At 39.0% G+C, this 13,889-nt stretch carries 8 protein-coding genes; 4 read left to right on the top strand and 4 right to left on the bottom strand.

All coding sequences use genetic code 11. The features are described from left to right. Positions 1–44: 44 nt before the first annotated feature. Positions 45–1,667 (bottom strand): SulP family inorganic anion transporter, encoded by a 1,623-nt coding sequence (locus tag C1H87_RS17695; protein WP_102757092.1) that lies wholly within the window; start codon positions 1,665–1,667, stop codon positions 45–47. A 113-nt stretch (positions 1,668–1,780) separates the two neighbouring features. Next, positions 1,781–2,149: a hypothetical protein gene (locus tag C1H87_RS17690; protein ID WP_102757091.1), complete on the bottom strand. Its 369-nt coding sequence runs from the start codon at positions 2,147–2,149 to the stop codon at positions 1,781–1,783. A 162-nt stretch (positions 2,150–2,311) separates the two neighbouring features. On the opposite strand from C1H87_RS17690, the gene C1H87_RS17685 reads away from it, so the two are divergent. The 4 genes from C1H87_RS17685 (at position 2,312) to C1H87_RS17670 (ending at position 8,240) form a co-directional block, all read left to right on the top strand. After that, entirely contained in the window at positions 2,312–4,054 is a 1,743-nt protein-coding gene (locus C1H87_RS17685; RefSeq protein WP_102757090.1) for a M14 family metallopeptidase, read from the top strand. Positions 4,055–4,371: 317 nt separating this feature from the next. Then, positions 4,372–4,638 (top strand): hypothetical protein, encoded by a 267-nt coding sequence (locus tag C1H87_RS17680; RefSeq protein WP_102757089.1) that lies wholly within the window; start codon positions 4,372–4,374, stop codon positions 4,636–4,638. 25 nt (positions 4,639–4,663) lie between these two features. Then, the gene (locus tag C1H87_RS17675; protein ID WP_102757088.1) at positions 4,664–5,806 is read left to right on the top strand and encodes a DUF4249 domain-containing protein; all 1,143 of its coding nucleotides are present in this window, start codon (positions 4,664–4,666) and stop codon (positions 5,804–5,806) included. A 19-nt stretch (positions 5,807–5,825) separates the two neighbouring features. After that, a complete protein-coding gene (locus tag C1H87_RS17670) occupies positions 5,826–8,240 on the top strand; it encodes a TonB-dependent receptor (RefSeq protein ID WP_102757087.1) in 2,415 nt (804 codons plus the stop codon). Positions 8,241–8,453: 213 nt separating this feature from the next. On the opposite strand, the gene C1H87_RS17665 is transcribed toward C1H87_RS17670, so the two are convergent. Together C1H87_RS17665 and C1H87_RS17660 are read right to left on the bottom strand one after the other, a co-directional pair. Beyond that, positions 8,454–13,070, bottom strand: coding sequence for a T9SS type A sorting domain-containing protein (locus C1H87_RS17665; RefSeq protein ID WP_102757086.1), 4,617 nt, complete (start codon positions 13,068–13,070; stop codon positions 8,454–8,456). Positions 13,071–13,298: 228 nt separating this feature from the next. Continuing rightward, the gene (locus C1H87_RS17660; protein WP_102757085.1) at positions 13,299–13,880 is read right to left on the bottom strand and encodes an NUDIX hydrolase; all 582 of its coding nucleotides are present in this window, start codon (positions 13,878–13,880) and stop codon (positions 13,299–13,301) included. Positions 13,881–13,889: the final 9 nt, after the last annotated feature.

Genomic DNA, 13,889 nt, shown 5'->3' with positions numbered 1-13,889 from the left:
GAAACTCAGAACTTTGAACTTTAAACTTTAAACTTTAAACAAACCTAAAGCTTATACTCAGCAAGCCCTTTGGTAAATGCCTCAGGGTTTTCAGCTAAATGGTAACGAGGGTCGTCAATATCCTCAACAATAACCTCTCTAAACTTCGGACTGGATTTGTATAATAAAATTTTACAATCTTCACTTAAGTGCTTCAGTTTAATAGATTTCCCTTCAGCTTCATATTTATTAACTAAATTAAAAATAGCTTCTATAGCAGAATGATCGCTAATACGAGACTCTACAAAGTCTACTTCAATGTGTTGCGGATCATTTTTTGCATCAAACTTTTCATTAAACGCTATTATAGAACCGAAAAATAATGGACCCCAAATTTCGTATACCTTAGTACCATCTTCGCGCATACGCTTACGTGCTCTAATACGCTTCGCATTTTCCCAAGAAAATACTAGAGCACTTATTATTACACCAGCAATAACGGCAACAGCTAAATCATAAATTACAGTTAATGCCGATACAGCAATTAAAACAATAACATCTGTAACCGGAATTTTATTTAAGATCCTAAAACTACTCCAAGCAAATGTACCGATAACAACCATAAACATAACTCCAACTAACGCAGCTATTGGTATTTGCTCAATAAGTCCAGAGGCGAATAACACAAAAATCAATAAAGCCATAGCAGCTACAATACCAGATAACCTGCCACGTCCGCCACCTTTAATATTAATAAGCGATTGCCCGATCATGGCACAACCTCCCATACCTCCAAAAAATCCGGTAATAATGTTAGCACCCCCTTGCGCCATACATTCTCTGTTGGCATTTCCTCTAGTATCGGTTAATTCATCAACAAGATTCAATGTCATTAAAGACTCTATTAAACCAATCGCAGCCAATATTAAAGCGTAAGGACCAATAAACCTTATAGTTTGCCAATTAAAAGGCACTTTACTAAATATATCTGTTTGAAATTGTGGCAAACCACCTTTTAAGCCTTGAGACTCCCCTCCACTTCCATCTATAATAAAAGACTTAACTGAGGCCACATCTAAATCACCAAAAATTGCTATAGCAGACACTACTAGGATAGCAATCAAGGCTTCTGGTAATTTTTTAGTCAACTTAGGTAGAAAAAACATAATCCCCATAGTTAACAATACAAGACCTAACATAATCCACATTTGAGAACCGGTAAACCAGTCGCCATTGGCATCCTTAAACATTTTTAACTGTGCTAAAAAAATCACGATGGCCAGTCCATTTACAAAGCCCATCATAACTGGATGCGGAATCAACCTTACAAACTTTCCAAGTTTAAAAACACCCGCAAGCATTTGTATAATTCCCATTAAAATAACCGTAGCAAACAAATAATAAAGACCTAGGTTCTCCCCTTCAGCCCCAAAAGCATTTCCTTCGGCAACCAAACTTACCATAACAACTGCTAAAGCACCAGTTGCACCACTAATCATCCCGGGCCGTCCACCAAAAATAGCCGTAATTATACCAATCATAAAAGCAGCATAAAGTCCCACTAAAGGATCTACACCCGCCACAAAAGCAAAGGCAACAGCTTCTGGCACCAATGCCAACGCTACTGTTAATCCACTTAATATATCGTTTTTAGCATTTGCCGTACGCTTTCTAATAAATTCTGTCATGGTCTATTTTTTTGAAGGTGCAAATTTACATTTAAAATATTGACGAGCAACATGTAATCTTTATTTTGACATGTAACGGCACGAAAACGATTGAGTAGAATTTTGAATACCAGCTAGTTACTCTCCCCCAACCATGTTAAAGCTTCTTCCCTTTCTTGAAACAATTCAATGTCATCAAAAACATTTTTGTTAACACTCATTAAAGTTTGGGTAGACATTAACGCACCATTAGTACCAATAACAATGGCTATAGCTTTAAGTTCTTTTAATTGGGTAATTTTTATTTGGGCTTGAAAAGTATAACTAAAAGAATGTCTCTTGTTGATTAATAATGAGATAGGGGTTTCAAAACTGTTCAACAATGCATCGTGAAGTTCATCAACCTTAATTTCATCGATTTCAATACCTTCATTTACTATTAATTCTGCTAAATTATTCTGCACAGCAAAAATAGTGGCAAATGATAACTTACAACTTTTCATACAATTCTTTTTGAGAGGTCTGTTAAATCACTGAAAGTCAAAAAAGACGACATTTCAATAAAAATAAGTAACATTACTTACAAGTCGAAGTTAATTAATTTTTTCTAATTTTAAAGTTTTTAAAAAACATTCCTACAGAATAATTCTAGATCTATTGTAAAAATGAGACTATCCCTTATAATACTTATTTTATTTTTTTCTTGTACAAATTCGCATAAAAAACCAGACTATAATTTTGAAACACACTTCGAAAAATCGAAAGGTTTAGAAACAGCAACGTACCAGCAAACTATTGAATTTTACACACATTTGGCTGAAGTTTATTCAGAGGTTTCTATTCAAACTATTGGAGATACAGATTCTGGTATGCCCTTGCATATAGTGACCCTTAATCCAAACGGAATTTTTGATTTTCCTAAAATACGTGAAAACAAAAAAAACATTTTACTAATAAACAATGGTATTCACCCCGGAGAAAGTGATGGCATCGATGCTACCATGATGCTTTTTAGGGATATTGTTCAAGGTAAAATTAAAGCACCTAAAGAAACCGTATTAGTAACCATACCCATTTATAACATTGGCGGTAGTTTAAACAGAAATTCAACCTCGCGTACAAATCAAAATGGACCAAAAAGCTACGGTTTTAGAGGGAATGCAAGAAACTATGATTTAAATCGCGACTTTATTAAATGCGACACAAAAAACGCTAAAACCTTTACCCAAATTTTTCACTTGGTTAAACCGGATGTTTTTATTGACAACCATGTAAGTAACGGCGCAGATTATCAATACACACTTACCCATTTATTTACACAACACAACAAACTAGGAGGAGCTTTAGGAAATTATCTTCATAATGATATGATGCCTAAGCTCGAACAAAAACTGGCTTCTAAAAATTGGGACATTACGCCGTACGTAAATGTTTTTAACAACATTCCTGAAAAAGGATTTTCTCAATTTATGGATTCCCCAAGATATTCAACAGGCTATACAACCTTGTTCAACACACTTGGCATGATGGTAGAAACCCATATGTTAAAACCTTATAAACAACGTGTTGAAGGTACTTACGAACTTATGAAAAGTATGATTGAAATCACAGAAGAAGATCATGCAACCATAAAACAAAAACAAATAGATTCAGAAAAAAAACATCTTAGCGAGGCTAAAACTTATACGCTCGACTGGGAAATAGACACGACAAAAACCTCGACTTTAAACTTTAAAGGTTTCGAAGGCCATTTTATTGGTAGTAATGTAACCGGATCCCAACGTTTAAAATACGATAGAAACAAACCATTCACCAAAAAAGTTAACTATCAAAACTATTTTAAACCTAAAGTAGAAGTCAAGATACCAAAAGCCTATATCATACCACAAAGCTGGTATAATGTAATTGATTTATTAAAACTGAATCAGGTAGAAATGCATCAACTAAAAAGAGATTCAGTTATAAAAGTAGAATCCTATAAAATTAGCGGTTACGAAACAAGACAAACACCTTACGAAGGCCATTACCTACATTACAACACTGCAATAACTAAAACAGAAAAGGAAGTAAACTTTGAATCTGGAGATTTTATTATTTACACACCCCAAAATGCATTTAGATATATACTTGAAACCTTAGAACCACAAGCACCAGACTCTTTTTTTAATTGGAATTTCTTTGACACTATTTTACAACAAAAAGAAGGGTTTTCACCATATGTTTGGGAAGATAAGGCTTTGGAAATATTGAATAACAACCCCAAATTAAAAGAAGCGTTTAACCAGCGTAAAAAAGAATCGGACAAGTTTAACAAAGACTGGTATATGCAATTAGATTGGATTTACAAACAAAGTAGTCATTACGAAAAGGCACATATGCAATATCCTATATTTAGAATAAACAACTAATTACATTTACAATCAATTTTAATAATTTTCTCACTGGTTTTATCATAAAATATCTTGTAGCTAATAAAATCAAGTAAGTAATAAACTACACAAGCTTAGCTAAACAGCTTAAAAAAAGAGAGAATTATACAACAAATTGAACAAAAAACATCTCAAATGGTCAACAACGACCATTGTAACATACTGAAAAACAACAACTTTCTTATTTCTCAAAGAAACACATACTAAATTGCAACGTAACCTTATTCGAAATTTTATCTAACTTAAAATCAAAAGTTTAGAGCATTTTTCAAATAAGAATTAAATCATTAATCACAGTGAAAAATATTTACGATGCGTATTCTATTTTTGAGAAGATAAGTGTATTGGTTTTTTACAACTTTCCTTTTCAGATGACCCCAAAAAATAGAGATAAACTTGCACAGAGCAGATTTACTTCTCCTTCTAAAACTACCAAACATATTTTTGCTGCCTGGCAAAACATTACCGAAAACGCTACAGGATTATTCTCTCCTTTTCAACACCCATTTATAGAATTAACATTATGCACAGAAATCGATTTACAACTTCTAACGCACCATTAGGAGTATTGAATTAAAGAACCTAATTATGAAAAAAACGTATTATTATTTCTTATTTGTATTTCTTGTTTGTTGTGTAGAGCCAGAGTCCCCAAAATTCAAATTCGAAGAAGGGATGATATATATTGACGCCTATGCATCTACTGCCCAGGGGGAATCTTTTGTGATAATTTCTGAATCTGGTTATAAATTCAACAAGTTTCTAAACGAGTTTCTTCCAGGTGCAAATGTTCGGTTTAGAAATACAGAAACGAATACCACGGTACAACTTTTCGAACAAAACGAAATCTATTTACCTCCAGACAATTTTAATGCTGCTGTAGGAGACTCCTGGGAACTTCTAATTACGTTGGCAGACGGGCGGCATTACCAATCGCTACCCGAAAATATTATCCAACCGGTTAATTTCACAGATATAAAAGCAAACTACGACCCTGAACTACTTTTTAGAGAAAGTGCTAACGATTTTGTACCGGGGCATTTTATATCTGTTGATGTTCACGATCCAGCCGATGAAAAAAATTTTTACCACTGGAGGTATCGTACTTTTGAAAAATTAGCGGATTGTGAAAAATGTGAAAATTCTATTTTTAGAAACGGAATATGCGATCACACCATTGGCAAAGCACAAGGGCTAATAGTTCACTATCGTTGTGAAACGGACTGTTGGAAAATACGGTTTAACGAAAACATTAAAATCTTTTCTGATGAATTCACTAATGGAGAGGTTATAAATGCACTAGAAGTGGCCGATATTCCTTATTACAAAAAAGGCAATATTCTGGTAGAAATCCAGCAATATTCCTTATCTGAGGCTGCATACAAATACTTTAAAGTTCTAAAAGATATCTTAGATAATAGCAGTGGCATTAATGCACCGCCTCCCGCTGCCTTAATTGGTAATGTATTCAACCCGGATGACAAAAATGAAATTGTTTTAGGCCGTTTTACAGCTGCTTCTACAACAACAAAACGTTTATTTATTGACCGCTCAAATATAACCGAAAGTCAAATAGAACCTTTGCCCCGTGAAGTATTTCGGGAAACATGCCTAATATCTACTTGTACCCCACAAGAGTGTGAAGATATGACCTGCGAACCTGTTAAAAGTGCACCTTGTACAGAAAACAGATTTCGAACGGCCTTTATGCCCGAAGGATGGCAAGAGTAATAAGCTTTAAACAGTAATTATGAAAATAGTATATCCCGTTTTTTTATTTTGCTTGTTGTTCTTTTCAACGGCTAACGGACAAAACCCCAAGTATAACTTAACTTATAAAGTTTTAGATAAAAATACCAGAACCCCTATTGAAAACACACAAATTTCAATTACGCCATGTAACTGTGGGGGCATAACCAATAATAAAGGTATATTTTCTATAACACTACCAAGTAACACGTATTCTGTTAAATTCTCGCACATAGGATATAAAGAGCATAGTGAACAAGTTATATTAAATAAGGATAGTTCTTTTGAAATAGTTCTTTCTGAAGACAAAGAAAAGCTATCACAAATAGTCGTCTTAGCAAAAAGGGCAAACGAAAATATAGAGTCACCGCAAATGGGTGCTCTAAAACTGGATTCAAAAGACTTAAAAAAATTACCAACAGCTCTGGGGGAAATTGATGTGCTAAAGGGCATGACATTATTAGCAGGTGTAAGCAATGCAGGAGATATTAGTAACGGACTTTCGGTAAGAGGAGGCTCTCTGGATCAAAACTTAATACTTTACGACTATGCGCCGGTTTTTAATCCCACCCATCTTTTTGGATTATTCTCTGTTTTTACACCAGATGCTATTTCTTCTGTAAACTTATACAGGGCCAATATTCCTTCAAGATACGGTGGCAGGGTAGCCTCTGTAATCGATATAAAATCGAAACAACCTTTTACCAATACATTTAAATTAAGTGGAGGACTAGGCCTTGTTTCCAGCAGACTGCTGGTAGAAACACCTATTGTAAAAGACAAACTCATGGTTATGGCTGGAGCCAGAGTCGGTCTTTCAGATTTTTTACTGCCCATAGTTTCTAAAAGGCTTAAAAACACAAAGGCAAAATTCGGAGATGCCACCTTAAAACTACTATACCTTCCTACCGAAAAAGACCAGATTTCTTTTACCGGTTTTTTTAGTAAAGATTTCTATCAATTAGATCTCGTTTCAAAAGTTGAAAACGTTAACGCAGAAAACAACCAGTACGATTTTGGAATTATAAACGGAACGCTTAATTGGATTCATACATTCAATGAAAACACAAACCTAAAAACAGTATTAGTTAGTAGCAGATATACGCCAAAAATTATTTTCCCTGAATTTGAAAGTGATAATGAAATTGTATACCAGTCCAGAATTAACTATTTAAGTCTCATCTCGGAGCTTTCCAAAAAAGTCACAAACAACTTTGACTATTACGCAGGTATACAAGCAAATCGTTATAAAGTAGAACCTGGTAGTTTAGACCCCGGAAGTGCTACCAATATAAGACCTGTTTCATTACTTCCCGAAACCAATTATGAGCTGTCTGGGTACATTAATACGAACTGGAAACCTAATAACGCCTTATCAATATCAACAGGATTGCGATACAATTATTCGCTGTTTGTAGGTCCCTATAATCTGGCAAAATATGATGAATTGGGCAACATTATTGAAACAGAGTTCTTTGAAAAAGGGAAAAAAGTTAAATCCTACAATAATATTGAACCCAGAGTAGGATTATCATATAAAATAAACAAAAGCACCTCTGTAAAAGCTAGTTATGCTAAACTAACGCAATACCTCCAAAATGTTTATAACAGTACCACACCGTTACCAACCTCCAGATGGAAAACAGCAGATCGAAATATTAAACCCCAAACAGGAGACACCTATGGTTTAGGTCTATACAAAAACCTTAACAATAACAACATAGAAATGAGCATGGAGGGCTATTATAGAAAAACAAATAATGTTCTTGCCTATAAACCCGGAGCCGACTTTTTTCTTGAAGAATTCTTAGAACGTGATGTTATTCAAGGCCAAGGAAAATCTTATGGTATCGAATTCAGTTTGAAAAAGCCTAACGGAAAAGTAAACGGATGGTTCAATTATACATGGTCTAAAAGCCTGTTACGATCCAACAATGAAACGTTAGGCGATAGAATAAATCGTAATGAATGGTACCCTTCAGATTTTGATAGGCCACATGTGTTTAATAGTACTATTAATTTTGAAGGTACCAAACACCACACTTTTAGTTTCAATTTTACCATGCAATCTGGAAGGCCTTACAGTATAGCCAGCAATATTGTTAAAATAGATGAAGTGGAAATCCCAATATTTTTAGAACGTAATAATGCCCGTCTGCCACTTTATCATAGATTAGATTTTTCCTGGAACATAAATTTTAACAAATACAAAAAAAATAAACGGTGGCTAAACGACTGGACATTCACAGTTTATAATTTATATGCTCGTAAAAACCCATTTAATATTTTTTATGTGCAACGTAACAGCAGTACAGAAAATGCTTCTGTATTTTTAGATAGCCCATTAGGAGCATTCAGTATTTCAGCTTTTAACAGCCCTTTGTTTTCATTAACCTATAATTTTAAGTTTCAATAGGGTAATTTATAATTCCACATTTAAAAAATTAGATAAAAAAGAGGCCGTCTAAAAAGTTCTCAAATTGTTATTTTGAGTGAGCAGTTGAAAAATCTCAAGATATTAATAAACCATTTAATTCTTATGAGATTCCCTGCCTTCGGCAGGCAGGTTCTCTACGTTTTGAATGACACTTCTTAGGCAGCCTCTTTGATAAATTCAATTTCCCTTTTCTTATTCTCTAACTACTATCTTCTTTGTTATCGTTCTATAATCTGACACAAATTGCACTAAGTACATTCCCGCATTAAGATTACTTGTATTAATTGTTTGCAAACCATTTTCCAAATCTTCAGCAATACCAGAAATTACTCTTCTACCACTCACATCTACAATGCTGTAATTCATCACCTCGTCATCAATTAATTGCACTTCAACATTTAAAGTATTAACTACAGGGTTTGGAAAGAATTGCGTTTTACCGTTCGCAGTAATAAAGTCACTCTTAAATGCCTCATAATTATTATAGCTATTTACAAAATCCTCTAAACTAGCATAATCATTAAACTCTTTACCGGAATCACTATTCTTGCTACTATTATTTCCTCTATTGAAATACTTATTAAAGAAATAACAAAACCAACGAGATCCTATGACCAAATTTATAGCCCCTTTAACATCTAAAGAAGCACATATTTGATTTTCCGAAATAAGATTAACCACATCAAATCCTGTTGTTTGCCCAGGAACTACGATACTTAAATCTAAAGTATCGGGATTATAAACAAGGCTATGGATTCTATAAAAACCTCTATGGTTAACTTCAAAACTAGGCGTTTCTGATACATTTAAAATTGTTAGTGAAAAAGCCTCCGTTAAAACATACAATTGGTTATAACCAACAGGAATAACTGGTGATTTTCCAACCTTAGCTGAAATCGTTGTTACCCCATTACTTAGACAATTTATAGAATTCCCAGAATACATAGTTCCAGAAAAAGCATTACATATATCGACTTCTTCTACGGTAATTGGTGCTCCTGCAACGTCAAGACTGGCACACAGTCCGTTACTCGTTACTATGTTCAATACGTCCACACCTGTGGTTGTGCCCGGTACTACGACACTAAGGTCCAGGAAGTTTGGACTCCCTTCGTTGCCATCGTAAACAAGCGTATGGATCGTGTACAGTCCGGCCGCGTCCACAGTGAACTTCGGGTATTCTGCGTTCACCTGTTCGATCACCAGGCCAGACCCCGAGGTCAGCACGTAGATGCTGCTATACCCATCCGGTACGTTGATGTCACCAGATGGCGTTGCGCTCAGCATGGCTAAACCTTTGCTCAATACCACAGTGGGCTCGTCCGCTTGAAGGGTGCCTGCGTCAGCACTGCAGTCCTCAACCGTGATCGGTGCGCCCGTTACGTCGAGACTGGCACAGAGTCCGTTACCCGTCACTATGTTCAGTACGTCCACCCCGGTGGTAGTACCAGGAACCACGACACCAAGGTCCAGGAAGTTTGGACTCCCTTCGTTGCCATCGTATACCAGTGTATGGATCGTGTACAATCCGGCCGCGTCCACAGTGAATTTCGGGTATTCCGCATTCACCTGTTCGATCACCAGCCCAGATCCCGAGGTCAGCACGTAGATGCTGCTGTATCCATCCGGTACGTTGATGTCACCAAATGGCGTTGCGCTCAGCATGGCTGAGCCTTTGCTTAATACCACAGTGGGCTCGTCCGCTTGCAGGGTGCCTGCGTCTGCACTGCAGTCCTCAACCGTGATCGGTGCGCCCGTTACGTCGAGACTGGCACAGAGTCCGTTACCCGTCACTATGTTCAGTACGTCCACCCCGGTGGTAGTACCAGGAACCACGACACCAAGGTCCAGGAAGTTTGGACTCCCTTCGTTGCCATCGTATACCAGTGTATGGATCGTGTACAATCCGGCCGCGTCCACAGTGAATTTCGGGTATTCCGCATTCACCTGTTCGATCACCAGCCCAGATCCCGAGGTCAGCACGTAGATGCTGCTGTATCCATCCGGTACGTTGATGTCACCAAATGGCGTTGCGCTCAGCATGGCTGAGCCTTTGCTTAATACCACAGTGGGCTCGTCCGCTTGCAGGGTGCCTGCGTCTGCACTGCAATCCTCTACATTGATCGGTGCTCCCGTTACGTCGAGACTGGCACAGAGTCCGTTACCCGTCACTATGTTCAATACGTCCACACCAGTGGTAGTACCAGGAACTACGACACCAAGATCCAGGAAGTTTGGACTCCCTTCGTTGCCATCGTATACCAGCGTATGGATCGTGTACAGTCCGACCGCGTCCACAGTGAATTTCGGGTATTCCGTGTTCACCTGTTCGATCACCAGGCCAGACCCCGAGGTCAGCACGTAGATGCTGCTGTATCCCTCAGGAATATGAATATCTCCAGATGGCGTTGCGCTCAGCATCGCCTCTCCTCCGCTCAATACCACAGTGGGCTCATCCGCTTGAAGGGTGCCTGCGTTAGCACTGCAGCCCTCCACCATGATCGGTGCGCCCGTTACGTCAAGACTGGCACAGAGCCCGTTACCCGTTACTATGTTCAGTACGTCCACCCCGGTAGTAGTGCCAGGAACCACGACACCAAGGTCCAGGAAGTTTGGACTCCCTTCGTTGCCATCGTATACCAGCGTATGGATCGTGTACAGTCCGGCCGCGTCCACAGTGAACTTCGGGTATTCTGCGTTCACCTGTTCGATCACCAGGCCAGACCCCGAGGTCAGCACGTAGATGCTGCTATACCCCTCCGGTACGTTGATATCGCCAGATGGTGTTGCGCTCAGCATCGCCTCTCCTCCGCTCAATACCACATTGGGGGCATCCGCTTGAAGGGTCCCTGCGTCAGCACTGCAGTCCTCAACCGTGATCGGTGCGCCCGTTACGTCGAGACTGGCACAGAGTCCGTTCCCTGTTACTATGTTCAGTACGTCCACCCCGGTAGTAGTGCCAGGAACCACGACACCAAGATCCAGGAAGTTTGGGCTCCCTTCGTTACCATCGTATACCAGTGTATGGATCGTGTACAATCCGGCCGCGTCCACAGTGAATTTCGGGTATTCCGTGTTCACCTGTTCGATCACCAGGCCAGATCCCGAGGTCAGCACGTAGATGCTGCTGTACCCCTCCGGTACGTTGATATTACCAGATGGTGTTGCGCTCAGCATCGCCTCTCCTCCACTCAATACCACAGTGGGCTCGTCCGCTTGAAGGGTGCCTGCGTCAGCACTGCAGTCCTCCACCGTGATCGGTGCTCCCGTTACGTCGAGACTGGCACACAGTCCGTTCCCTGTTACTATGTTCAATACGTCCACACCAGTGGTAGTACCAGGAACTACGACACCAAGGTCCAGGAAGTTTGGGCTCCCTTCGTTGCCATCGTAAACAAGCGTATGGATCGTGTACAGTCCGGCCGCGTCCACAGTGAATTTCGGGTATTCCGTGTTCACCTGTTCGATCACCAGGCCAGATCCCGAGGTCAGCACGTAGATGCTGCTGTAACCCTCCGGTACGTTGATGTCGCCAGATGGCGTTGCGCTAAGCATCGCCTCTCCTCCGCTCAATACCACAGTGGGCTCGTCCGCCTCCAGGGTGCCTGCGTCAGCACTGCAGCCCTCCACCGTGATCGGTGCGCCCGTTACGTCAAGACTGGCACACAGTCCGTTACCCGTTACTACGTTCAGTACGTCCACACCGGTGGTAGTGCCAGGAACCACGACACCAAGGTCCAGGAAGTTTGGGCTCCCTTCGTTCCCATCGTACACAAGCGTATGGATCGTGTACAGTCTAGCTTCGTCTACCGTGAACTTCGGGTATTCCGTGTTCACCTGTTCGATCACCAGGCCAGATCCCGAGGTCAGCACGTAGATGCTGCTGTATCCCTCAGGAATATGAATATCTCCAGATGGCGTTGCGCTCAGCATGGCTGAGCCATTGCTCAATACCACAATGGGCTCGTCCGCTTGAAGGGTGCCTGCGTTAGCACTGCAGTCCTCTACATTGATCGGTGCGCCCGTTACGTCGAGGCTGGCGCACAGTCCGTTACCCGTCACTATGTTCAGTACGTCCACACCAGTGGTAGTGCCAGGAACCACGACACCAAGGTCCAGGAAGTTTGGGCTCACTTCGTTACCATCGTACACAAGCGTATGGATCGTGTATAGTCCGGCCGAGTCCACAGTGAATTTCGGGTATTCCGTGTTCACCTGTTCGATCACCAGGCCAGATCCCGAGGTCAGCACATAGATGCTGCTGTAACCCTCCGGTACGTTGATGTCGCCAGATGGCGTTGCGCTAAGCATCGCCTCTCCTCCGCTCAATACCACCGTGGGGGCATCCACCTGCAAAGTACCTGCATCTGCACTGCAAACTTCTCCTAAAGTAAATGTTACAGATTTGGAGTCACATTTTCCATACCCGTAGTCATACTTATATAAAGTAGCAGTTAACTTAAATGTACCATTCCCCAAATGCCATGAATTATTTCCAGCAGGAAAAGTATATGGCAATAAATTTTCGGTGACTTTGTGTTTTTTACCAGTATTTAAATTTTCAATAACATAGCGTATACTTTGGGAATATCCGCTAACATGAGAATTAAGATAAAAATTATTTGGCAATTCTTCGATACTATACGTTTTACCATCTGATAAAACTACAGATTCGTGACCGTTCGTAAATTCAAAACCTTCAATAGTTCCACAATTATTATTTGCAAAAGATTGAAAGAATAGAAATAAAAAAAATGAAACAAGTAGGTAGTTAGATTTGGGAATTTGGTTTCGTAGTTCTGGTTTCATAATACTTTTGTTTAATTTATTTTAAACAAAGTTAAACAAAATAGATTTTTGTTTAACATATTTCAACATTATTTAAACAAAAAAATAATACGGTTTATCGAAAAAAAGCTAGAGAACAACAATAATTGTAGCTAATTTCTTCAATTTTAAATAATTAAATAAAAAATAGAGTGTTTTGTAAAATGAAAAATACAGGTAAGTATCTGTAACAGATTAATTTGAGAAATTTTACACCAACAGCTTTATATTAGCGTAAGAGTTTTCAAGGGCTTTTTTTGCTTGGTTTGGGTTTAACCATTCAACTTTTGTAATGCCTTCTTCCTCTTGGGCATACAAATTACCATTAAAGCTGGTTTTCATTTCAAACCAATAGGTAATTTTAATTTTATGACGTCCGTTGCGCTTAAAAATATGGTAAGTAGTTTCTAAAGGCTTAGTAATTTCCAGTCCGCCAACTCCTGTTTCTTCAGAAACTTCACGAATAGCTGTTCTTTCAATAGTTTCGTTGCCTTCTACTTTACCCTTTGGTAAATCCCATTTATCATTTCTGTATATAAATAAGATGTCCTTTTTCTCGTTATATACTTTTCCGCCACCAGCTATTACGTTGGGTAGCTTTTTTAAGAATTTTTTCAGCAGCTTTTCTTCATTCTTATGAATAAGGCGTACCTCTTTTAAAGAAGTCGTGTTTAACTCTTTAATAACCTTTCCAATGTTTACAGTATCGAGCAAGTAATTTTTAAAATCGATTTCCTGCTCAACTTTAGTTGTTAAAATGATAGGTTTATCCCCAACAAAAACTTTATACATATGTTACCG

Origin of the sequence: Flavivirga eckloniae (assembly GCF_002886045.1) — a bacterium.
Classification (GTDB): domain Bacteria; phylum Bacteroidota; class Bacteroidia; order Flavobacteriales; family Flavobacteriaceae; genus Flavivirga; species Flavivirga eckloniae.
Note: the sequence above shows the minus strand (reverse complement) of the source record. Positions and strands in the feature narration are given on the sequence as shown.

What these genes read in the sequence shown, in the direction of transcription:
- C1H87_RS17695 (WP_102757092.1), bottom strand. Translation starts at nt 1,667, where the DNA reads ATGACAGAATTTATTAGAAAGCGTACGGCAAATGCTAAAAACGATATA.
- C1H87_RS17690 (WP_102757091.1), bottom strand. Translation starts at nt 2,149, where the DNA reads ATGAAAAGTTGTAAGTTATCATTTGCCACTATTTTTGCTGTGCAGAAT.
- C1H87_RS17685 (WP_102757090.1), top strand. Translation starts at nt 2,312, where the DNA reads ATGAGACTATCCCTTATAATACTTATTTTATTTTTTTCTTGTACAAAT.
- C1H87_RS17675 (WP_102757088.1), top strand. Translation starts at nt 4,664, where the DNA reads ATGAAAAAAACGTATTATTATTTCTTATTTGTATTTCTTGTTTGTTGT.
- C1H87_RS17670 (WP_102757087.1), top strand. Translation starts at nt 5,826, where the DNA reads ATGAAAATAGTATATCCCGTTTTTTTATTTTGCTTGTTGTTCTTTTCA.
- C1H87_RS17665 (WP_102757086.1), bottom strand. Translation starts at nt 13,070, where the DNA reads ATGAAACCAGAACTACGAAACCAAATTCCCAAATCTAACTACCTACTT.
- C1H87_RS17660 (WP_102757085.1), bottom strand. Translation starts at nt 13,880, where the DNA reads ATGTATAAAGTTTTTGTTGGGGATAAACCTATCATTTTAACAACTAAA.